This is a genomic window from Bacillus halotolerans, assembly GCF_004006435.1.
GTDB classification, from domain to species: domain Bacteria; phylum Bacillota; class Bacilli; order Bacillales; family Bacillaceae; genus Bacillus; species Bacillus halotolerans.
Map to the genome: position 1 here is coordinate 670,560 of NZ_CP029364.1, position 21,481 is coordinate 692,040.

A 21,481-nucleotide genomic window follows, 5' to 3' on the forward strand; every position below is an offset into this window, starting at 1 on the left:
AAAGAAGAACGCAAAAAGACCGCAATTGTCGAATTTCGGCTAACCGCAAAAAATACAATCACTTCTCAGCATATTGCTTGTTAATTTATGCCCATTGATATAGGATTTCATTGCACCATTTATTTTTACATATGGAGGAGATTCTATTGAGCCAATCCACTCAAATTGTGAGTCACTTTTTGTCACATCGCAATGTGACGATTGAGCTGACAGAAAAAATCAGCAAAAATCATTACAGCTACAAACCGACGGAAACATCAATGTCAGCAGAAGAGCTTGTCAAGCACATCCTGACGACTTTCCATCTGTTCGCAAATGTCATTAAAGAAGGCAATGCCTCACCTTTTCAAAACCAGCAGGAAGAAACGGAAACAGATCTCAATGTTTTGGCTAAAACGTTTACAGAAAAAACGGCTGCCATCCTTGAGCAGCTCACTGAGGAACACCTTGACAGAGAAATTGACCTGACAGCCACTTTCGGAAGAAAAGTCACTGGCAGCGCATTGCTTCAGCTTGCGATGGAGCATGAAATTCACCATAAAGGCAACCTGTTTGTTTATGTAAGGGAAATGGGCCATACGGAGCTGCCGTTTTATCAGCAGCGCATGTAACCTAAAAAAAGATACCTGATCTAAAGGTATCTTTTTTATTGCCTTCAGTTCACTACCGTATCCAATATACCCCATTCCCAGTGACAGCCAGTATTTGCATATAGCTGACTGGTTGACCTCATTCAGCCAAATACCGACCGGAATTACCTGTTTTAACCGGTCAAACTCAATCCCATCTCGTCCTGACACTCATTATAGGGCAAATGAATAAAGATATTGAGCATACAAAAATCAAAGAAACACCCGTACAAATATTCAAAAAATTTAATTGATTAAAGCGACCTAATCATATATAATCTGATAAAAATAGTCGGGTTTTCAGGAGGCCTTTATCATGAGTGTTAGCATCATTTTGATGGGTTTGTTAGTCGGTGTCTTAGTCGGATTGACATGTGTAGGCGGAGCTGCGCTTTTAACTCCTCTTTTAATAGTGCTTGGAATCAATCCTTCCATTGCAGTCGGTACGGACCTTGTCTATAACTCGATCACCAAGCTGTTTGGTGTTGCGTCCCATTGGCGGCAGAAAACAATCAATTTTAAATTGGTAAAATACTTAGCCATCGGCAGTATTCCGAGTGCTTCTATAGCCATTGGCATACTTCATTTGTTCCCCGCCTTCCACCAGCATCAGGAAGAGATTATTAAACACGCTCTTGGTTATGTGTTGACCCTAGTTGCCATTTCGATCATCGTCCGCCTGTTTCTGGACAAAAAACTTCGCCCGAACCGCTGGCAGCTGATGCCGCTAGAAGACAAGCGGATGCTTACGATTCTTATCGGTGTCGTGTTTGGATTTATCGTTGGCTTAACGTCGATCGGTTCCGGCTCGTTGTTTGCGATTGCTATGCTGTACTTATTTAAAATGAAAACATCCGACATTGTCGGAACAGATATTGCGCATGCTTTTCTGCTCGTTACTGCGGCAGGTATTTTAAACGCAAGCTTCGGGAGCGTTGATTATTTGTTAGCGGCCAATTTGCTTATCGGTTCCATTCCGGGGGTGCTGGTTGGCAGTCATCTCTCACCTAGATTTTCACCCCGTCCGCTGCAATTTATTATGGCATCCATTATCTTAATCAGCGGCTTGAAGCTGATTTAATCAACAAGGCTATCCTGAACAGGATAGCCTTTCTTGGTTTATAGCGTCACACCCGATTTAAAAATGGCAAGCTCTCTGAAGTCATTTTTTTCGTGATTCACGAGCTCTCCGCTTGCAACCTTCGTGATATAATCGATAAACTCACGAAGCACAAATTCCTCATGAACATCATCCTCTGCTAAGAGACCTGCGTTAAAATCAATCCAGTGCGGCTTCGTCTCGTACAGCTGTGTATTCGTCGCCACCTTTACCGTTGGAACAAAAGTGCCGAACGGCGTGCCTCGTCCTGTTGTAAACAGAACAATGTGGCAGCCGGCAGCAGCCAATGCGGAGGAGGCGATTAAATCATTGCCGGGCGCGCTCAATAGCGTCAGTCCGTTTGTCTGAAGCACTTCACCGTATTTTAATACATCCGAGACAGGAGAAATCCCCGCCTTTTGCGTGCAGCCCAGCGATTTATCCTCAAGGGTGGAAATGCCGCCTGCTTTGTTGCCTGGCGAAGGGTTTTCGTACACCGGCTGATCATGCTTTATAAAATATTGTTTAAAATCATTGATTAAATCGACAATTTTATGGAATACCTCTTCATTGGCAGCCCGCTGCATCAGCAGCGTTTCCGCACCGAACATCTCCGGCACCTCCGTCAGCACCGTGCTGCCTCCCTGCGCAATGATATAATCAGAAAATCGTCCGAGCAATGGGTTCGCTGTGATGCCGGAAAAACCGTCAGACCCCCCGCATTTCAACCCTATTTTCAGCTCAGAAAGCGGTATGTCTTCCCGTTTATCCCCTTTGGCCGCTTCATGGATGTCCTTCAGCAATGCGACACCTGCCTCCATTTCGTCTGTCACCGACTGGGATTCAAGAAACTTCACCCGATCCTTGTTGACATCCTGAAGCGCTTTTTTCATTGCTGCCAGCTCGTTATTTTCACAGCCGAGCCCCAGCACCAAGACACCGCCGGCATTTGGATGGCGAATGGCGTTCAGCAGGATTTGCCTAGTATTTTCGTGATCATCGCCAAGCTGTGAGCATCCGTATTGATGTTTTAGCACTAATACGTTGTCAAATGGGGCAATATCCCCCGTTTCTCTGACAAACCGCTGAAGCATTTTTTCGGCTATTCCATTGACACAGCCGACGGTTGGCACGATCCACAATTCATTGCGAACACCGGCATTGCCATTTTCTCTTCTATATCCTTTAAATGTCCGGTCCTCATGTGTGTAGGGATTTTGTTCAAATCTCGGTGTATAACTGTACGTTTGGATATCAGATAAATTTGTTTTTGTATTATGAACATGAATATGCTCCCCAATAAAAATATCTTTTAACGCATGCCCGATCGGAAACCCGTATTTGATGATGCTGCCGTTTTCCTTTATATGCTGCAATGCAATCTTATGGCCTCTTTTAATATCATCTTTTACTTCAATCGACACGCCGTCCGCGTTCAGTTGCTCTCCCTTCTGAATATCACGCAGAGCAAGCAAGACATTGTCCTGTCTATGAATTTTTATAAATGATTTCACAGCACTTTCCCCCTTTGCAGACAGCATTGTTCAAGAGCCCGCTCCATTCCCAGTTCTTGAATATCATTCAAGTAATCAGCGACTCTCTCAGTCAGCTTCGGAATTTCATTCAGATTTGCTCCCCACAGCCATTGTTCTCCTAATAAGGCTGAAGCGATACGGAGCATATCTCCGGTCTCCTGATTCCAAACCTCTTGGAAAAATTGAAGAACAGCCGGGTCATCCTGCATTTCCTTCTTTCGATAAACATACAGAAGCGCGCTGAATGAAAACACTAAACGTGCAGGAAGCTGACCCTTTTGTTCAACATATTCCTGAAGGGTCGGCAGGTTTCTCGTTTTGAACTTTGACACTGAATTCAGTGCAATGCTTTCCACATAATGTTTGATGTACGGGTTTTTAAAGCGATTCAGCACATCCTCCGCATATTGAGCAAGCCCTTCCATTTTCAAAACAGGAAGTATTTCATCATGAATCAGCTCCTCAACAAAGCGCCCCACTGCCGGATGTTCAACTGAATCACGCACCGTTTTCAAACCGTATAAAGAAGCCACTGGCGTCATTGCCGTATGCGCGCCATTTAAAATTCTCACTTTTTTCGTCCGGTATGGGGTCAGATCGCTGACAATCTTTGTATGAAGACCGGCTGCCGCAAAGGGCAATTCTTCTCCAATCCAATTCGGCCCTTCAATCACCCATAAATAATACTGTTCTCCCACAACAACCAGTTCATCTTGATAGCCTAATTCCGCAGTGATCTCATTAATGCTGTCTACAGGAAAACCGGGAACAATGCGGTCTACTAAACTATTACAAAACGTGTTGGCGTTCTGAATCCATTGCGTAAACCCCTCTTCCAGCTCCCATAGATCAGCATAATGCAGAATCGCTTCCTTCAGCTTTTGCCCGTTATTCTCAATCAGCTCACACGGAATCAAGACACACCCTTTTGTCTCGTCTCCAGCAAAAGCCTGGTAGCGAAAGTACAGAAAAGCTGTTAATTTCCCTGGAAATGTTTTTTGCGGCCTATCCTCTAAGCGGTCTTCTTTCTCACAAACAATACCAGCTTCGGTCGTATTAGAAATGATAAAACGCAGTGCTTCGCTTGAAGCCAACTTTTTGAACTCGTCATAGTCGGAAAACAGATCAATCCCGCGGCTGATTGAATTGATAATCATCTTTTCGTTTACCGCTTCTCCATCCTTCATTCCCTGTAAAAAAAGAGTATACAAGCCATCCTGGTCATTTAATCTTTTGATTTTCTCTGAACCTCTCGGCTGTACAACCGCGACACTTCCATTGAAATCAGTATGTCGATTCAATTGCTCAATTTGCCAATCGACAAACGCCCGCAGAAAATTTCCTTCTCCAAACTGGAGAATCCTTTCCGGATACTGTGTATAGCTTTCGTACAATTTTTTATTCAGCTTTTGCACCGTCATTGCCTCCCTTTCAGATTTATGCACACGTTAACATTTTTCTCTATAAAGAATGCCCGCTGGAAAAACGGGGCATCATGTCGTGACATCTTTTACTGAATCACGCACCATAAATTCTGTGTTTTCAAAGATTTTTTCTGCCTTCGTATCAGGTGTGCTGATCAGCTTCAATAATTTTTTTGCACCGAGCACGCTGATTTTTTCAACAGGACGTTTCACTGTAGAAAGCCTTGGCGTGATATATTGCGAAAAACCAATATCATCAAATCCGATGACAGATATATCATCAGGCACGCGCATCCCCTTGGCAAATATGGCATTCATTGCTCCGATCGCCATGTCATCATTCGAACAAAAGACAGCGGTTGGAGTGTTCGGAAGCGCCAGCAGGCGTTCCATCGCCTGAAAGCCGCTCTCCATATCGTATTGCCCTTTTACACTGTATTCATGTTTGATCGGTATATGATGGCGAATCAGCGCCGCTAAGTAGCCTTCCTTTCGCTGCTGAGAGGATTTAAATCCTTCGATTCCCTCAATGATGGCGATGTCTTGATGTCCGTTTTTAATCAAGTATTCTACAGCTTCCTGAGAACCTTCCTTGTCATTGGACAATATGTTGGTAATGCCTCTGTCATCGATATCCCGGTTCAGCACGACGAGCGGGATCTTTTTTTCCCGAATATGATAAATAAAAGAATTATCAATATCACTTTGACTCATTAAAATAATGCCGTCATATCTCATTGGTGTTACAGAGTCATAGCTTTTCAGATCATCAATGCCGCGCACATACAGATTGTACTCCTCGCTGATTGCTTGGTTTACGCCTTTTATGGTATCAGCGAAAAAACTGTGTGAGGTTCCGTTTATGATGCTTGTAAAGAAAAGCCCGATCGTATGGGATTTTTGCATTGCAAGGCTTTTTGCATTCACATTCGGTGTATAGTTGAGCTGTGAGGCAAGCTCCAATATTTTTTTCTTTGTGTGTTCTTTAATATAAGGGCTGTTATTGAGTGCTCTGGAAACGGTTGTGTGGGATACGTTTGCAAGTTTTGCGATATCTTTAATGGTTACCATCTATTTCCCTTCCTTATCATACCGGCTGCGATTCGTTATTACATATTGTATCATCAAACACACCGCCTCTCCCACCATATTTCCAGATTAATAAGAAACCGTATCATCAGCATGCGTTCCTGCTGCGCTGCCGATGATCGGCCGCACAAAACGGATGACAGCCAGTGAAGCGAAGACGGCCAGCCCTCCGGCAAGTAAAAATGCGCCAGAAAAAGTACCCGTCCGGTCAACAATAAAGCCGGTTAAAGCGGGACCGATGATGCCTGCGGTGTTGGCGAGAAAATGCATGAATCCGCCAACAGAACCGACATTCTTTTGGTCGACTACATCCTGAATAACAGCCCAGTAGATCGCGCCCGTCAAATATAAAAAGAAGACAGACAGAGCCACGAGCGTAACAGCGCTTACAGTTGTGGTGACAAGCCCAGCTAAACCAATCAATACCGCGGAAGAAAACAAACACGTGACGAGCACGACTTTACGCGAAAACAGCACGCCTTTCCGGACTGTTTTTTTGTATACATAGTCCGAAACAAATCCCCCGGCTGCCAGGCCGATAAATCCTAAAATCCACGGAATGACTGTGATGACACTCATTGACCCAACACTCAATCCCCGCTCCTCGACAAGATAGCTCGGAAACCACGTCAAAAAGAAGAAGAGGATGTAGTTGTAAGCGAAAAAAGCAAACGCCGTGAACAAGACTGTTTTTTGTTTCAGATAAAAGGTCAGCGGAATTTTCTCCTCGGGAGCGGCTTCAACTTTCATCGCAGGTGCATTGCCCATTGGCTCAGCCGGCTTTTCTTTTACGAATTTTAACCAGAGAAATGCCCAAATCAATCCGATGATCATGATGAGAACGAAGGAAACCTTCCAGCTGAATGCAACGGCGATCATGCCGACAATTGGTCCGGAAATGGCTCCGCCAAGGGGCGTTCCGCTATTTGTGACTCCGACAACAGACGCCCGCTGAGTCGGCGGAAACCAGTTATTGACCATTTTATTGATGGTCGCCGAAAGCGGCCCTTCCCCCATTCCAAACAAAATTCGTATGATCAGCAGGCTGACAAAGCCAAAAGCCAATGCAACTGCTCCGCTGAACAGCGACCAAACGACCATGGCCACAAATAAGGTCAATTTTGCTCCATAGCGGTCGGATGCCACACCGCCAAGAAAATTGAAAACGGCATATCCAATCGAAAAACTGCTGAAAATCAAGCCCATTTGTGTAGCGGACAGTGTGAGATCATCCTGAATGAATGGAGCTGCAATGGACAATGCCGAACGGTCCAGATAGTTAATCACACCAGCCAGGAACAAAAAAAGGATGACTGGAAGCTTATCTTTTGAAAACATCTCAACCTCACCCCTATGTTGGTTCAGTATCTGTATCTGCTTTCGTCACACTCCTGAATAAGCCATAAAACCTCCATCGACAGGAACGGTGATGCCGGTGACAAAGCCTGAATAGGAATCATCCGCCAGCCAAAGAAGCGTGCCGAGCAGGTCCTCCGGTTTTCCAAATCGCTTCATCGGTGTTCCCGCAATAATCTTTTTAGAGCGGTCTGTAAAGCTTCCATCCTTATTGATCAGCAGATCGTGATTTTGTTTTGTCAGAAAAAAGCCTGGTGCGATTGCGTTAACCCTCAGTCCGGTTTCCGCAAAATGCACAGCCAGCCACATTGTAAAATTATTGATTGATGCTTTGGCCGCACTGTACGCCGGAACCTTCGTCATAGGTGAATAAGCGCTCATTGATGAGATATTCACAATGGCTGGTGAGTCTGCCTTCAGCAATTCCCTTCCAAATACTTGGGTAGCCAGAAATGCCCCAGTGAAGTTGGTTGAAAAAACAGTTGAAAATCCGTTTTCATCCATGTCAAAGAATGATTGCCCTTCTCCTTCTGCTTCATATGTCTCCACATCAGTAATCGCAGCGGGATGATTTCCTCCTGCTCCATTGATTAAGAGATGAACAGCGCCAAATCGGTCAAGGATATCAGTCTTCGCCTTCTCTAGCGACGTCCTGTCCAGCACATCAGCAGAAACGGAATATGCCGTGCCGCCAGCTTTCGTAATTTCCCTCACAACCTCTTGTCCTGTTTCAGCTGACCGGTTCAGTATCGCCACCTTCATGCCATGGCGGGCAAGCTCCCGGGCCATGGCCGAGCAGAGCACACCGCTGCCCCCTGTGATAACAGCAACTTTACCTGCCAGTCGATGATGAAGAGGGATCATAATTCCACCTCTTTTTTCGCCATTGATTCGTACGCGTCCCACAGTCCGCTCAAATACATGATGCCTAAAGCGCGATCGTATAAGCCGTAGCCCGGACGGCATTGCTCTCCCCAAATATGGCGACCGTGATCCGGCCTGACATATCCGTTGTAATCCTGCTTGTGCAGTTCTGCCATGACCCCTTGAATATTAATCGAACCGTCCTTTGTCAGATGAGACGTTTCAATAAAATCCCCATTTTCAAAGATCTTCACATTGCGGATGTGTGAAAATGGAGCAAGCCCGGCATATGTTTTAGCAATTTCCACCATGTCATTGGCGGGATTGGCCCCCATGGAACCGGTACATAAGGTGATGCAGTTAGAAGGTGAGTCTGATATGACCCGCAGCTTCTCATAGCTTGCCTCTCCTGTGATAATACGCGGCAATCCAAAAATCGGCCAAGGCGGGTCATCCGGATGAATGGCCATTTGAATGCCATGCGCTTCAGCAACCGGCAGAATTTCCTTCAAAAAAAATGATAAATTGTTCCACAGCTGTTCTTCATCGACCGTCCTGTAGGCCTTAAACAGTTCTTTGATCCGAGCCATTTTTTCAGGCTCCCACCCTGGGAGTGTCAGGTCAGACGCTTCTTCCACCGTCCGAATCAGCTCTTGAGGCTCCAGGCTCTCCACTTTGGCTTTTTCAAAAAACAGAGCGGTTGAGCCGTCTTCCAGCGGACGGAACATGTCGGTGCGTGTCCAGTCGAAAATCGGCATAAAATTGTAGCAAATCACTTTCACGCCAAAAGCAGACAGATTGCGGATGGTCTGCTTATAATTTTCAATGTACCGGCCGCGTTCTTCGCTGCCCAGTTTAATCGCTTCATGAACGTTTACGCTTTCGACAACCTCCGCATGAAAACCATGGGATTGTATATATTCCGTCTCGGCTTTGATTTCCTCTATTTCCCACACTTCCCCGGCAGGTTTGTGATGGAGAGCCCAGACAATGCCTTTCACCCCGGGAATTTGTTTCACGTGTTCAAGTGTGACTGTATCGTTGCCTCGTCCATACCATCGAAATGTAATATTCATCCTACACCTCCGGATTGAGCCTTTTAATCAAATGTGATCACTGCCTTCCGCACCTGATCAGGATGCTCCTTGATAAATTGAAACGCGTGATGGACATCTTCAACTGAAAACGTATGGGTGACGAGCCCGTTATGCGCTAACCGGCCTTCATTCAGCAGCTTTACAACTTTCGGAAACTGATTTGTCTGGAGTCTTGAGCCGGTAATCGTGACTTCTTTTTTTGTAATGGGGAGCTGAGGAATTTGTGACGCTCTCTCATCAAATCCAAGCACCACCACACGCCCTGCCGGAGAAACAACATCAACGGAAAGCTCAAAAGTCGCAGGGAGACAGACAGCATCAATGACTACATTGGCTCCTTCATTGCCCGTCCATTCCCGAACCCGCTCAGCCGCATGTTCTGTTTGAACATTCACAACAGCGTCGGCACCGTTTTCTGTAGCAAATGTCAGCCGCTCATTATTTAAGTCGGTTATCATGACGGAAGCACCCGCTAGCTTTGCCATTTTTAACACACAGATGCCGATAGGCCCCGCCCCCTGAATCAGAACGCGATCACCCTTTTCCACCTGTCCCCGCCAAACAGCCTGGGCACCTATTGTATAAGGCTCGGCCATAACTGCCTCCTCCCAAGGCAGCTCTTTTGAAACCGCGTGAAGCTGCTTTTCAGGAAGCACAACATATTCCCGCATCCCGCCGTCTTCATGAACGCCAAACACAGAAAGCTTCGCACAAACATTTGGCCGGCCTTTACGGCAGGCATAACAGTTTCCGCAATAAGAAATCGGTTCAATCACAACATGGTCTCCGGCTTTCAGGCCTTTAACATTTGCACCAACCTCCCCCACTTCTCCCGTTACCTCGTGTCCGATTACTCTCGGAAGTGTCGCAAGCGGATTCGTGCCATGATAAATATGCATGTCAGAACCGCAAATTCCGACTCGTTTTACTTTGACGAGCACCTCATCAGCCTTTGAAAGAACAGGCTTTTCCATGTCTGCTGTCACCAAATCATACGCTTTTCGCACTTGAACCGCTTTCATTTTCTCACCTGCTTTTTAAAAATTCATACACGCTCCGAGCAATTGAAATTCCGTGTTTCCTGTTTCTTTCCTCATGCAGCTGCTCCAATTCGCCAGGCACATACACTCGCTCGACTCCTCTAGCCGAAGGTGATTGCTGCAGTTCATCAAGCATGGCGTCCATCTGCTCTAAAAACGTATCTTGTCCGGTAAAATAGGACGGATGGATCGCGCAAACATAATGTCCAAGCTTCCTATTTTGATCAAGATCGCCATACATTTTAGCGATATGCGGACCAAAAGCCGCCCCAGCCAGCAAACCTGAAAACACATCCACCACAACAGATAGCCCGTAGCCTTTAGGACCCCCGAACGTTGAAAGTGAGACGACCTTGTGAGGGTCTGTTACCGTCTCTCCGTTTTCATCGACTCCCCATCCTTCTGGTATTTCTCTGCCCTCTTCACGCGCCTGCAGAATCTTTCCAAATGCCACTTTTGACGTCGCCATATCTAGGATAAACGGTTTTTTATGCTTTGCCGGCACACCGTAAGCAATTGGATTCGTGCCTAAAAAAGGAGACCTCCCGCCAAACGGGACTACAATACTGTCAGTATGAGACATAGCGATTCCGATCAGTTTTTCCTCAGCCGCTTTTTGCACAAAATAACTTAACGCTCCGCAATGGCTGCTGTTTGTCGCGGTGACCATGCCAACACCATTTTTCTTTGCCATTTCAATGGCATGAGCCATCGCCTTATCGGCAATCACATGGCCGAACCCGTCATCACCGTCCAGCACTCCTGTCACCGGCCCCGTTTCTTTAAAAATGGGACACGCTTTTGGATTGATGCCTCCAGCCCTCAGCCTGTTCACATAATGTTCTGTTCGCAAAACACCATGAGAATTCACATTGCGTAAATCGGCGTGTATGAGCACGTCTGCTACTTTTTCGGCATCTCGTTCATTCAAATTGGCGCCGATCAGCTTTTGCTGAACCAGTTCCTTCGCTTCTTCAGCGGAAATCGTTACCGTATTCAATTCAATAAAGAGCCTCCTTTCTTTCAGTTTCATCACTTAGCGAAAACCCTTACAAATTATTATTACTTGCGAACTATTCAAAATATTCTTTATATGATTGTTTGATCAGTTTCTATGCTGAAGCTCTTCGACAATCTGTGCATGTTGCTGATCTGTCAATTTATAAAGAAAACCGATAATGACCATAGCTAATGCCAAAGCAATGGCGGGATACAGAAGAAGAAGCGCTTTAATGCCGAGCAGCGCCTGTGCCGTCTGGGCTACGTTCGGCATATATCCGACAAGCCCCAATCCGATCCCGGAGAGAAAACCAGACAATGACTGAGCAAGCTTTCGCGAGAAGTTAAAGAGGGAATATGTCGTTGCTTCTTTCCGCTCACCGGATTTCCACTCGCCGTAGTCAATGATATCTGAGACAAGCGCCCACGTAATGCCATTGGGAATACTGATCCCAATAAACGCGATGCTTGCAAGGATGGTAAACACATATACATTTGAAGGAAGCATAAAGTTGATCAGATCCGCGGCAACACTGATGCCGAAACCGATCATTGCGGTTTGTTTCTTTCCAAACATCTTGACGAGCTTTGGCAGAAACACGACGCCCAAAAAGGAAGATCCAATAATGATAAAGTTCATATAAGCCATCAGTTCGACATTGCCTAGGTTATATTGTGCGAAGTATACGAGCATTGCGGATTTAATGTTGTATGCGGAAATCGAAAAAATGGTCATCAGGACAAGGGTTAACAGCGGTTTGTTCGTTATAAACGTTTTGACGACAGATGAAAATGTTAATTTCTCTTTTGGCGCTTCCGCAATAACAATACGTTCCTTGCAGTTGCGATAGCAAATATAAAACCAAAGCACACCGAGAACAGCAAACAATCCCATGACCACCGGATAGCCTACCTTCGGGTTATCAAACTTGACGAGCAGCGGCATGACGGCCACGCTCGTGATAAACAAAGCCCCGAGTGAACCGATTTGGCGAAAAGTAGAGATAGAAGTCCGGTCTTCAGTATTTTGAGTCATCGCCGCTCCCAATGAACCGTACGGAATGTTTACAAATGAATAGCCCACGCCCCACAGTATATAGGATGCATACGCATAAATCAGCTTGCCTGTCGTTGATACATTCGGGGACAGAAAAATAAGAACAGTAAGCACCGCAAGAACAATGCTGCCGATTAATAAATAAGGCCTGAATTTCCCCCGCCTGCCGATGTTTTTGCGATAATCAATTGATGAGCCGACAATGGGGTCTGTTACAGCCGCAAAGAGCTTGCTGACTAAAAAAATACTTCCCGCCATTGCGGCCGGAATTCCCGCCACATCAGTAAAATACTTTAATAAATAGATTTGGCCTAAATCAAACATAAAACCGTTCCCAAAATCACCAAAACCATAGGAAATTTTCTCCTTCAGCGAAAGCCTCTTCTCCGTTTCAATCGACACAACCTTATTTTCCAGTTCTGCTCGCATCTTCCACCTCTGTGTCTTAAGAATTTTCGATGAGATGTCCGCTCAGTATGACGCTGGCTATTCTGAGCGGAACTTATTTTATACGTTTGCCTTTTCTTCTTGAAATTGAAAATATTGTTTCGCATTGTGATAGCAAATGCCTTGTACGATACCGCCAAGAAGCTCCATATCTTTCGGCACTTCACCGTTTTCAGCCCATTCGCCGATCAGATTGCAGACAATCCGTCTGAAGTATTCATGGCGTGTATACGACAAAAAGCTTCTGGAATCAGTCAGCATGCCGATAAAACGGCTGAAAAGCCCGACGTTTGACAACGCTTTCATTTGATCGAGCATCCCATCCTTGGAATCGTTAAACCACCATGCTGTGCCAAATTGTATTTTCCCAGGCGTGATGCCGTCTTGAAAGCTATTTATCATGCTGGCAATGACATAGTTATCATTTGGGTTGAGCGAATATAAAATCGTTTTCGGCAGCTGGTTTTTCATTTCGACTGAATTCAGCAGCCTGTACAAAGGCTTCGCAATTTCTTCGTCATTCATAGAATCATAGCCTGTATCCGGCCCCAATTTCTTCATCATTTTCGTATTCGTATTTCTGAGTGCATTGATATGAAACTGCATCGCCCAGTCAAGCTCAGCATACAATCCGCAAAGAAATTGAAGCGTATATGTCTTGAATTTCTTCTCGTCTTCGTAAGAAACCTGTTCCCCGTTTAATCTTGAGGTAAAAATGAGGTCCGCTTCCTCTTTGTCCGTTTCGGCAAACACCATTGAATCAATCGCATGATCAGATACTCTGCCGCCGACTGAATGGAAGAAACGCACTCGTTCTTCAAGAGCCTTCAAAAACTCATCATAGGTTGTAATCGAAAGTGACGCAGCCTTTTCAAGCGCCTGCACCCAATCCGGGAAGCCTTCGCGATTGATTTCCAGCCCTTTATCCGGCCGAAATCCCGGCAGCACACTGACAGGAAAATCTTTGTCCTCTTTTAATAATAGGTGGTACTCGAGGGAATCGACAGGGTCATCGGTTGTGCATACTACTTTTACATTTGATTTCACAATGAAATCCCTTGCCCCGAAGCCTTCTCCTTGCAGCAGTTCATTCGTCCGTTTCCAAATATTTGGCGCCGATTGCTCATTTAATATCTCGTAAATCCCAAAAAATCGCTGCAGCTCTAAATGGGTCCAATTGTAGAGCGGATTGCCAATCGCCATCGGTACTGTTCTCGCCCATGCCATGAACTTCTCCTCATCAGCTGCATCGCCTGTAATGTATGTTTCTTCAATTCCATTGGCTCTCATGATGCGCCATTTGTAATGGTCTCCATACAGCCAGGCTTCTGTCATGTTTTGAAATCTCTTATTTTCATAGATTTCTTTCGGACTCAAATGGCAGTGATAATCAATAATCGGCATGTCTTTCGCATAATGGTGATAGAGGTTGACAGCGGTTTCATTTTTCAGCAAAAAGTTTTCTCCCATAAAGGGTTCCATGTCCTCACCGTCTTTCATTCTATTTCAAAATGTTAACGTTAACATTTTGATTTGTTTTTATTTTACCTTTATATTCCTCTGGGATCAATCTCTTTTTAAAATTTAAATGTTAACGTTAGCAAATAAGCGCAAAAAAGACATTGCCGTAAAGCTGCCTGAAAAGACCTCTTTTTGGCAATGTCCGATTTTACAAGAAAGGATTAGTAAGCCAGGCTGAATAGTCCTTTAATGTGTGTTAAGTAGCGTACATTACTTGCTTCTTTCATCAAGGAAGCAGGAAGACCTTTAAGCGGTGTAGAATTAGCACCAATGATGGCTACCGCATCTTTGCGTCCAAGACTTGCAAGTGTACCAGAGTTTACTGGCTGGAATGTTTCAAGTGTTTTTCCTTCTAAGTAAGCGAATAGATTGTAACCGATCAGCTCACCCATTTGCCATGCGATTTGTGCAGTTGGCGGGTATGGACGGCCGTCTGCCGCAAAGTAAACTGCGCTGTCACCCGCAACAAATACATCTTCATGAGATGTAGATTGAAGGAAATCGTTAACTGTCGCACGGCCGCGGTTCACTTCAAGACCTGATTCGCCGACTAAAGGATTTCCTTGTACGCCGCCAGTCCAAACAAATGTGTTGGCAACAACTTTTGATCCGTCTTTCAGATCAATCACGTTTCCTTCTACATTTGTAACAGGAAGGCCTGTTAAGAACTCAACGCCGCGTTTTTCAAGGCTTTTAGTTGCGCGTTCGATAAGATCATCCGGAAGAACAGGAAGGATTTTCGGACCTGCTTCAACCAATTTCAATTTGATTTCTTTGTGGTCTACGCCGTATTTTTTCGCAAGGTTCGGCATGATGTCAGCAAGCTCACCGACAAGCTCAACGCCTGTTAAGCCGCCTCCGCCGATAAGGATTGTTGCATCCGCTTCGTTTTTCGTTTTAGAGTACTCGCGCACACGGTCTTCAACGTGGTTGAAAACTTTGTTAGCATCAGCAGCAGATTTAAGAACCATGCTGTTTTCTTCAAGTCCTGGGATGCCGAAGTAAGCAGTGACAGAACCAAGGCCTACTACTAGCGCATCATAAGTTAATGCAGAACCGTCAGCAAGCGCAACCTCTTTTTTATCAACAGAGAAAGAGCTGACTTCCGCGATTTTAAGATCAATGTCTTTGCCTTTGAAAAGTTTTTCTAACGGCATTGCAACCGCTTTTTCAGACACGTTGCCTGCTGCAAGACGGTGTAATTCCGTAATGATTTGGTGAGTTGGGTATTTGTTTACCACTGTCACGCGTGCTTGTTCTTTTGTGTAATGTTTGCGAACTGTTAAAGCAGAAAGAACACCGCCATAACCAGCGCCTAAAATGACAATATGTTTTGACATCGTATATCCTCCGTCCTTTATATCAATTTGAATCTGAGATTATTTTTGTTTTTCGTTCATGATTTCAAGGTAGCTGTTAGCAAAACGGAACAGCTTTTGAGCTTGAGGATCTTTCAGCATGCGCAACAGGCCGAAAAGTCCAATCGTTTCGTTGCTAGCATCCGCGCGGTCTTTCGCTTCGATTGCAGTCGCAGCCACTTCTTTTGCTGTTTCTTTTACAGGCTCAAGAATTTCAGTGATTGCACCGACTGTATCGCTTTTCAATACTTCGTCAGTCGCAACAGACTGAGCGAAATCATAAGACTTCGTTAAAATATTCACTAACTCAGTCAGCTTTGGAAGCTGGTCAACTAAAACAGTCAGTGATTCTTGAACTTCTGGCTTTAACAGCTGATCAATAAGATCTTGCTGGCTTTGGCTGACAGACGCATTTGTTTGATCGATTGTTTCTGGCATATCCAATTCTCCTTTACTATAAGCAGTATGCTGATTTTTTGGAAAGGGTAGTGCCTCTCCCTGATCTCATGTTTGAAAGCATGAGAAGAAGGATTGTGAATTCGTGCACAATCATTCGCAAAAATAAATGTTTACTACCCAGTTTTTCATCTTGCCATATTCAGTATTATTTTTATCTCAAAAATAAACCATTGAATAAGTCAAAATCCTTTACTCTCTCTGAAAATAGCAAACATAAAAAACTCCAATTTGATTACCTTCTATATGATAACACTTTTTGAACAAAATTTGAACGTGAATTGCTTCGATTATGAAATTAATTTATATGGTGCCCGTGTCATAACATTTCTTCAGCACTAGTTATTGACAATCCATCAATTTTCTCCCCTACGCGTTACCCATATGTCCAATAGAGGTTCTCTTTTTCCTGTAACTGGATCCAATGCCGGAAGTACTGCTTGCTCTATATTCTCTAGCACAGCCGCTCTTTCATCCGGCTTTCCCGTCTTCATATCATACCGAGAACCATCTGGATAAGCGCCGATCACGGTAAAATCGGGGCTCGCGCTTAGCTTTTTATGGCCGACACCGGCTGGAATGACCGCTGCGTCGCCCGTTTTGATAGGAACAGCAGCTCCTTTTTCTCCCCCAAATTGAATAACAGCCTCCCCTCGGACTGCGATTAGGACTTCATGCGTGTTGCTGTGATAATGATGGTACGGAAAAACACTGCCCGACCAGCTGTTTAGCCAGCCATGCCGGTTGACGATCCGCTCTGCCTGTTCAGCACGTCCCATAAAAACATTTTTATAGATAACGAGCGGAAAATCAGGGTGATTTGGAACCCTGCCGTCATCCTGAAAAAAGTACGTTTCTGTTTCCATCATTTTCACCTCCCTATTTCTGTCTTCCACATATATTGATCCGTAAAACATCATTATTTTCTCACAATTCCGTTGATCTGTATCATCCCGGGTAGTATAGTATAAAAAAATAATGCCAGAATGAGGGATTTGATGAAAGCGATCATAATCGGAATATTGGCTTCTCTCTTTTTCGCCGTTACCTTTATTTTAAACAGGGCGATGGAATTATCCGGAGGCAGCTGGCTTTGGAGCGCCTCGTTACGCTTTATTTTTATGGTTCCGTTTTTATGTCTGATTGTCATAATGAAAGGGAAGTTCGTTCCTCTTTTACAAGAGATGCGGAAAAAGCCGTTTTTTTGGATAAAGTGGAGCTTCGTCGGCTTTGTTCTTTTTTATGCGCCGATCACGTTTGCCGCCGCATTCGGGCCGGGCTGGCTCGTAGCCGGAACATGGCAAATTACCATTGTAGCCGGTGTGCTGCTGTCTCCATTTTTCTATGAGAAAAAAGACACGCCTGGAGGCACTTTGCTCGTTCGGCAAAAGATTCCCCTTGTTTCGCTGGGCACTTCCGTCGTCATTCTGATTGGGGCAGCGCTGATTCAGCTCCAGCATGCAGAATCGCTTTCCGGAAAAATGCTGCTCTTCAGCGTGCTGCCCGTTGTCATTGCTGCTTTCGCCTATCCGCTGGGAAACCGGAGAATGCTTGAGCAATACGGAGGCAGGCTTGATACGTTCCAGCGCGTGCTGGGAATGACCCTTGCAAGCCTTCCATTCTGGCTTGTATTGGCAGCTTACGGCTGGTGGTCAGATGGCCTTCCGACAGCGGGGCAAACCGTTCAATCCTTTATCGTTGCCGTCAGCTCAGGCATCATTGCGACCGTTTTATTTTTCTGGGCAACGGATATGGTAAGAGATAATCCGCAAAAGCTTGCTGCTGTTGAAGCAACACAATCCGGGGAAGTGATATTCGCTCTGCTTGGTGAAATAATCCTGCTGTCAGGTCTTTTCCCTTCTATTTTATCGTTTGCGGGCTTAATGATCATTATTGCCGGAATGGTGTTACATACCTTCGCTTCCCAACAAAAACCCAAAGAGAAAACTCAGTCAAATCTGACTGCTTAGCGGCTTCTGGAGAATGGGCGAAAGCCCGTTCTCCTTTCTTTTTAACGCCTTCCAAAAGAGACCTGTTTCACGTTATATTTATGTATAGTCTAAGCCCACTTAACTGAAAGGTGATATTTTAATGGAAGCAAACAATCAAAAAGACGATATACCAGCAATCTCATTCACATCTGTGCGAAAAAGCTATGAACAAGAGGGACAAACCTATGATGTATTAAAGGATGTCACCGGAGACATTCAACAGGGTGCAATCGTGGCACTTTTGGGCCCTTCCGGTTCAGGAAAAAGCACACTGCTGTCCATATGCAATTTGATGAAAACACCGGATCACGGTGAAGTGAAGATTTACGGAAAGGAAGTCAGAGACTGGAATGTGAATGAACTGAGGCGGACGGCCTCCCTTGCCTTTCAATCCGCCCCCGTCCTTGACGGAACGGTGCGTGACAATCTGAATCTGGTACAAAAGCTCCACCAAACCCAGCTTTACTCTCCTGAAGAGCTCGCTTCACTGACAGGCCTGTCTCCAGAGCTGTTAGACAGAAGCGCCAAGGATTTATCAGGCGGACAGCGGCAAAGGCTTTCACTTGCCAGAACACTCGCAAACCCTTCCTCCATCCTATTATTGGACGAAATTACATCTGCCCTGGACCCTGTTTCTGCTCTGGAGATTGAAGAGCTGATCAAAAGGCAGCATCAAGAGAAAAAACTGACGGTGATGTGGGTGACCCATAACATGGAACAGGCGAAACGAGTAGCCGATACCATTTGGTTTATGGCTGATGGCCGGCTGTTGGAAATCGCGGAGACAGACACATTTTTCTCGCATCCTCAGCATGAAGCAGCCCGTGAATTTTTGAAGGGAGGCACACGGTAATGGATTACCTTTCTCTCTCATTCACCATGATCTTTGTGCTGATTGCCTTGTTTTTATCAAAATCCTTTAAAGCCGGCGTTGAAAAAGATATGATGATTGCAACGATCCGGGCGGCGGTACAGCTGCTTGTGATCGGTTATGTGCTGTCGCTGATATTTCATGGAGATCACCCTGTGTTTATCCTGCTGATGGTGCTGTTAATGCTGGCGGTGGCGGCGCAAAACGTCGTCAAACGAAAGAAAATGAAAATCGGTTCTTTTTGGAGGGTGTTTGTGGCGTTAGCGATTGTAGAAATCGTCACCCAAGGCATTCTTTTGGCGCTTCACATCATCCCGCTTACCGCACGGTATGTCATCCCCATCAGCGGAATGGTCATCGGAAATTCAATGGTGCTCGCGAGCCTGTTTTTAAACCGGCTCAGCTCCGAGGTCGGGGTGCGCAAGGAAGAAATTCAATTGATTTTGTCGCTTGGCGGCACACCAAAACAATCCATACAGCATATCCTGACTTCCGCCATGAAAATGAGTATGATCCCAACGCTCGAAAGCCAGAAAACATTAGGGCTCGTCCAGCTTCCCGGCATGATGACCGGCCAGATCTTAGCGGGCGCCGATCCGATTCAGGCGGTACGCTTTCAGCTTTTGATTGTTTTTACAACGATGGCGTCCGCCGCGCTGACTTGTGTCCTACTCAGCATGCTGACATACCCGTCATTATTTACCGCGCATCAGCAGCTGAAGCAAAATGGTTAACATTATGACAGCGATTTCGGGATTTGCAGATTACACAAAAGCCGCTTCTCAACAGAAAAGCGGCTTTTGTGCTGGTTATTCCCCAGCCATTTCTTCATAATACCGTGAAAGTTCAATAATCATCGCGCCCATCCGCTCAATCTCCGGAGCAAGCAGCCTTGTGATGCCTTCTTCCCGCAGCGCTTCAGCAGTCACTTTTCCGACAGCCGCTGCGATGGCACGCTCTTCGAATACAGCCTTCACTTCATTGATAAAGCCGCGCTCCTTGGCAAATTGAAACAGAGAACGAACCTGAATCGCCGTGGTAAAACAAACAGCATCCAATTCACCATTCAGCAGTTCCCGGCATAACTGTTCTACCGTTTCCTCCTCTGGCGGGATATGCTGATAAGGGAGAATCGGCAAAACTGAAGCTCCTTTTTCCTCCAAAAATGCTATGAGGGCAGGTGCATTTTCTCCGTGAAGCTGCACCATTACTTTTTTTCCTGAAAAGTCGTAAGGCTCCAAGGACCGGATCAATCCGCTGGTTGTCCCATCTTCATCAGAAGCCTCTGCGGTGATTCCAAGCTTTTTTAACGCAGACAATGTTTTGTACCCTCGGCACGCCGCTTTAGCCTGGCGAATCGCCAGCAGAAACTCGTCCTTTACGCCGATTTTCTCTGCCATCTTCACAAGCGTCTCCGTACCGATGCCTGTCGTAAAGATCACCCAGTCGGCTTTTTCTTCCGCAAATTTGCGCAGCTCCGGCTCCACCTGCTCCTCTGCCAAGTACACTGTTCCTTGGAGAGGCCGGACGACAGGAATTCCGCCCTGTTTTTCAATGATTGTGCTGATTTCTTCCGTTTTCCGAGAACCGCCGATCGCAACGCGTTTTCCATGTAAACCTTTACCCATATCCGTTCCTCTCCTCTTTGCCAGCTTAGGCTTTATATGTATATAACCTTTAATAAAGCTATTGTGTCGCAAACCAAGGGAGAAATCAAGATGAACCAAATGCCTCTCATTACCCGTTGAATACACCGGATGCATGCTGTAATATAAACAACAGACACGCTTTAACGGAGGATCGACCATGGAAACTAAAGAAGAATACGAAACAAAAGGCTACGACACATCGGTTATTTATGAATTCAACGAATATCCCGACGTCCATAGCGGACGCTGTGATAATTGTGACTATACGCTTTTTAAAAGCTCCGTAAAAGGCGGAAAGTTTTTGAGAGAATGCCGGAGATGCGGGATGAAAAAGAATATTTAATAGATGGTGTTCGCGGGTCAGGGGTTAGCCTCTGCACCCGAGAACAAGCTGGAGAAAGCGGAATTCATTATTTTATTTTCGCTGCAGTCTCCAGCCCTTTGTATATCATTCCCACCGTCTCTTCCGGCGTCATCTCTGACGAATCCAGCCACAGGCCAAGACGCGGTGTTTCTGACTGCAAGACGGCATCGAGAGATTCAATGCTGATATCTCCATATCCTTTTTTCTTGCGTGCTGATTCTCTTGCGGCTATTATGTCAGCTCGGGGTGCCAACACGATCACATACAATGGACGATAACTGATCAACTTCACCATTTCTTCTAACATAGGTCCGATGATCACATCCTGCACCACCGTATGAAACCCCGCTTCAGCATACATATCTGATACGTTAGCCGCCAGCCGGTAGCGAAGACGCAACTGTTCCAGCGCCTCAGCTGAAGGAGTGTCTGACATTTGCATTTCGCCGTTTACAATCATTTTTCTAAATACATCTCCCCTGACATGAACGCTCTTGTCTAAACGCTCAGAAAGAAGCTGGGCAACTGTGGACTTTCCCGCTGCCATCACCCCTGTAATCAGATAGACGGCGTTTTCTTTACTCATTGCATCCCATCCTTTTTAAAAGAAGAAAAACCGAAATCTCAGCAGATTT

21 protein-coding genes are annotated in these 21,481 nt (G+C 45.5%); 6 read left to right on the forward strand and 15 right to left on the reverse strand.

Annotation, left to right across the window (positions count from 1 at the left end; all coding sequences use genetic code 11):
- Positions 1 to 146: 146 nt before the first annotated feature.
- Together DIC78_RS03265 and DIC78_RS03270 are read left to right on the forward strand one after the other, a co-directional pair.
- Positions 147 to 611 (forward strand): DinB family protein, encoded by a 465-nt coding sequence (locus tag DIC78_RS03265; RefSeq protein ID WP_024121045.1) that lies wholly within the window; start codon positions 147 to 149, stop codon positions 609 to 611.
- A 334-nt stretch (positions 612 to 945) separates the two neighbouring features.
- Positions 946 to 1,710 carry a sulfite exporter TauE/SafE family protein gene (locus DIC78_RS03270; protein ID WP_127695420.1) on the forward strand — a complete coding sequence of 255 codons (765 nt, stop codon included), beginning with the start codon at positions 946 to 948 and terminating at the stop codon, positions 1,708 to 1,710.
- Positions 1,711 to 1,748: 38 nt separating this feature from the next.
- Here the strand turns inward: DIC78_RS03270 and DIC78_RS03275 are convergent, their stop codons facing one another.
- From DIC78_RS03275 to DIC78_RS03335, 13 genes are all read right to left on the reverse strand, one after another.
- Positions 1,749 to 3,242: a UxaA family hydrolase gene (locus tag DIC78_RS03275; RefSeq protein ID WP_127695422.1), complete on the reverse strand. Its 1,494-nt coding sequence runs from the start codon at positions 3,240 to 3,242 to the stop codon at positions 1,749 to 1,751.
- Positions 3,239 to 4,678: a tagaturonate reductase gene (locus DIC78_RS03280; protein WP_127695424.1), complete on the reverse strand. Its 1,440-nt coding sequence runs from the start codon at positions 4,676 to 4,678 to the stop codon at positions 3,239 to 3,241. The genes DIC78_RS03275 and DIC78_RS03280 overlap by 4 nt, the downstream gene beginning before the upstream one ends.
- Positions 4,679 to 4,756: 78 nt before the next feature.
- Positions 4,757 to 5,758, reverse strand: a complete 1,002-nt coding sequence (locus DIC78_RS03285) for a LacI family DNA-binding transcriptional regulator (RefSeq protein WP_127695426.1) — start codon at positions 5,756 to 5,758, stop codon at positions 4,757 to 4,759.
- 87 nt (positions 5,759 to 5,845) lie between these two features.
- Entirely contained in the window at positions 5,846 to 7,114 is a 1,269-nt protein-coding gene (locus DIC78_RS03290; RefSeq protein ID WP_024121040.1) for an MFS transporter, read from the reverse strand.
- A 45-nt stretch (positions 7,115 to 7,159) separates the two neighbouring features.
- Positions 7,160 to 7,996, reverse strand: a complete 837-nt coding sequence (locus DIC78_RS03295; RefSeq protein WP_106022257.1) for an SDR family oxidoreductase — start codon at positions 7,994 to 7,996, stop codon at positions 7,160 to 7,162.
- Complete coding sequence (gene uxuA, locus DIC78_RS03300) at positions 7,993 to 9,072, reverse strand: mannonate dehydratase (protein WP_106022258.1); 1,080 nt, start codon at positions 9,070 to 9,072, stop codon at positions 7,993 to 7,995. The genes DIC78_RS03295 and uxuA overlap by 4 nt, the downstream gene beginning before the upstream one ends.
- Positions 9,073 to 9,095: 23 nt before the next feature.
- Positions 9,096 to 10,115 carry a zinc-binding alcohol dehydrogenase family protein gene (locus tag DIC78_RS03305; protein WP_106022259.1) on the reverse strand — a complete coding sequence of 340 codons (1,020 nt, stop codon included), beginning with the start codon at positions 10,113 to 10,115 and terminating at the stop codon, positions 9,096 to 9,098.
- Between the two features lie 4 nt (positions 10,116 to 10,119).
- Entirely contained in the window at positions 10,120 to 11,133 is a 1,014-nt protein-coding gene (allD, locus tag DIC78_RS03310) for an ureidoglycolate dehydrogenase (RefSeq protein ID WP_106022260.1), read from the reverse strand.
- A 105-nt stretch (positions 11,134 to 11,238) separates the two neighbouring features.
- The gene (locus tag DIC78_RS03315; RefSeq protein ID WP_095713516.1) at positions 11,239 to 12,618 is read right to left on the reverse strand and encodes an MFS transporter; all 1,380 of its coding nucleotides are present in this window, start codon (positions 12,616 to 12,618) and stop codon (positions 11,239 to 11,241) included.
- Positions 12,619 to 12,696: 78 nt separating this feature from the next.
- Positions 12,697 to 14,118 (reverse strand): glucuronate isomerase, encoded by a 1,422-nt coding sequence (gene uxaC / locus DIC78_RS03320; protein ID WP_106020475.1) that lies wholly within the window; start codon positions 14,116 to 14,118, stop codon positions 12,697 to 12,699.
- A gap of 200 nt (positions 14,119 to 14,318) precedes the next feature.
- A complete protein-coding gene (locus DIC78_RS03325; protein ID WP_024121033.1) occupies positions 14,319 to 15,497 on the reverse strand; it encodes an NAD(P)/FAD-dependent oxidoreductase in 1,179 nt (392 codons plus the stop codon).
- A gap of 39 nt (positions 15,498 to 15,536) precedes the next feature.
- Positions 15,537 to 15,953 (reverse strand): helical membrane plugin domain-containing protein, encoded by a 417-nt coding sequence (locus tag DIC78_RS03330; RefSeq protein ID WP_010333866.1) that lies wholly within the window; start codon positions 15,951 to 15,953, stop codon positions 15,537 to 15,539.
- A 374-nt stretch (positions 15,954 to 16,327) separates the two neighbouring features.
- Positions 16,328 to 16,840: a cupin domain-containing protein gene (locus tag DIC78_RS03335; protein ID WP_420867029.1), complete on the reverse strand. Its 513-nt coding sequence runs from the start codon at positions 16,838 to 16,840 to the stop codon at positions 16,328 to 16,330.
- Positions 16,841 to 16,969: 129 nt separating this feature from the next.
- On the opposite strand from DIC78_RS03335, the gene DIC78_RS03340 reads away from it, so the two are divergent.
- The 3 genes from DIC78_RS03340 (at position 16,970) to DIC78_RS03350 (ending at position 19,567) form a co-directional block, all read left to right on the forward strand.
- Complete coding sequence (locus tag DIC78_RS03340; protein WP_106022261.1) at positions 16,970 to 17,941, forward strand: DMT family transporter; 972 nt, start codon at positions 16,970 to 16,972, stop codon at positions 17,939 to 17,941.
- Between the two features lie 121 nt (positions 17,942 to 18,062).
- The gene (locus DIC78_RS03345) at positions 18,063 to 18,815 is read left to right on the forward strand and encodes an ABC transporter ATP-binding protein (protein WP_127695430.1); all 753 of its coding nucleotides are present in this window, start codon (positions 18,063 to 18,065) and stop codon (positions 18,813 to 18,815) included.
- Positions 18,815 to 19,567 carry an ABC transporter permease gene (locus DIC78_RS03350; RefSeq protein ID WP_024121029.1) on the forward strand — a complete coding sequence of 251 codons (753 nt, stop codon included), beginning with the start codon at positions 18,815 to 18,817 and terminating at the stop codon, positions 19,565 to 19,567. Before DIC78_RS03345 ends, DIC78_RS03350 begins: the two co-directional genes overlap by 1 nt.
- A gap of 75 nt (positions 19,568 to 19,642) precedes the next feature.
- On the opposite strand, the gene DIC78_RS03355 is transcribed toward DIC78_RS03350, so the two are convergent.
- Entirely contained in the window at positions 19,643 to 20,461 is an 819-nt protein-coding gene (locus DIC78_RS03355; protein ID WP_095713520.1) for a uroporphyrinogen-III synthase, read from the reverse strand.
- A 178-nt stretch (positions 20,462 to 20,639) separates the two neighbouring features.
- Between DIC78_RS03355 and DIC78_RS03360 the strand changes: the two genes are divergently transcribed.
- Entirely contained in the window at positions 20,640 to 20,825 is a 186-nt protein-coding gene (locus DIC78_RS03360) for a DUF8096 family protein (protein ID WP_010333860.1), read from the forward strand.
- Between the two features lie 67 nt (positions 20,826 to 20,892).
- Here the strand turns inward: DIC78_RS03360 and DIC78_RS03365 are convergent, their stop codons facing one another.
- Positions 20,893 to 21,432: an AAA family ATPase gene (locus DIC78_RS03365; protein ID WP_105953680.1), complete on the reverse strand. Its 540-nt coding sequence runs from the start codon at positions 21,430 to 21,432 to the stop codon at positions 20,893 to 20,895.
- Between the last annotated feature and the right edge of the window lie 49 nt (positions 21,433 to 21,481).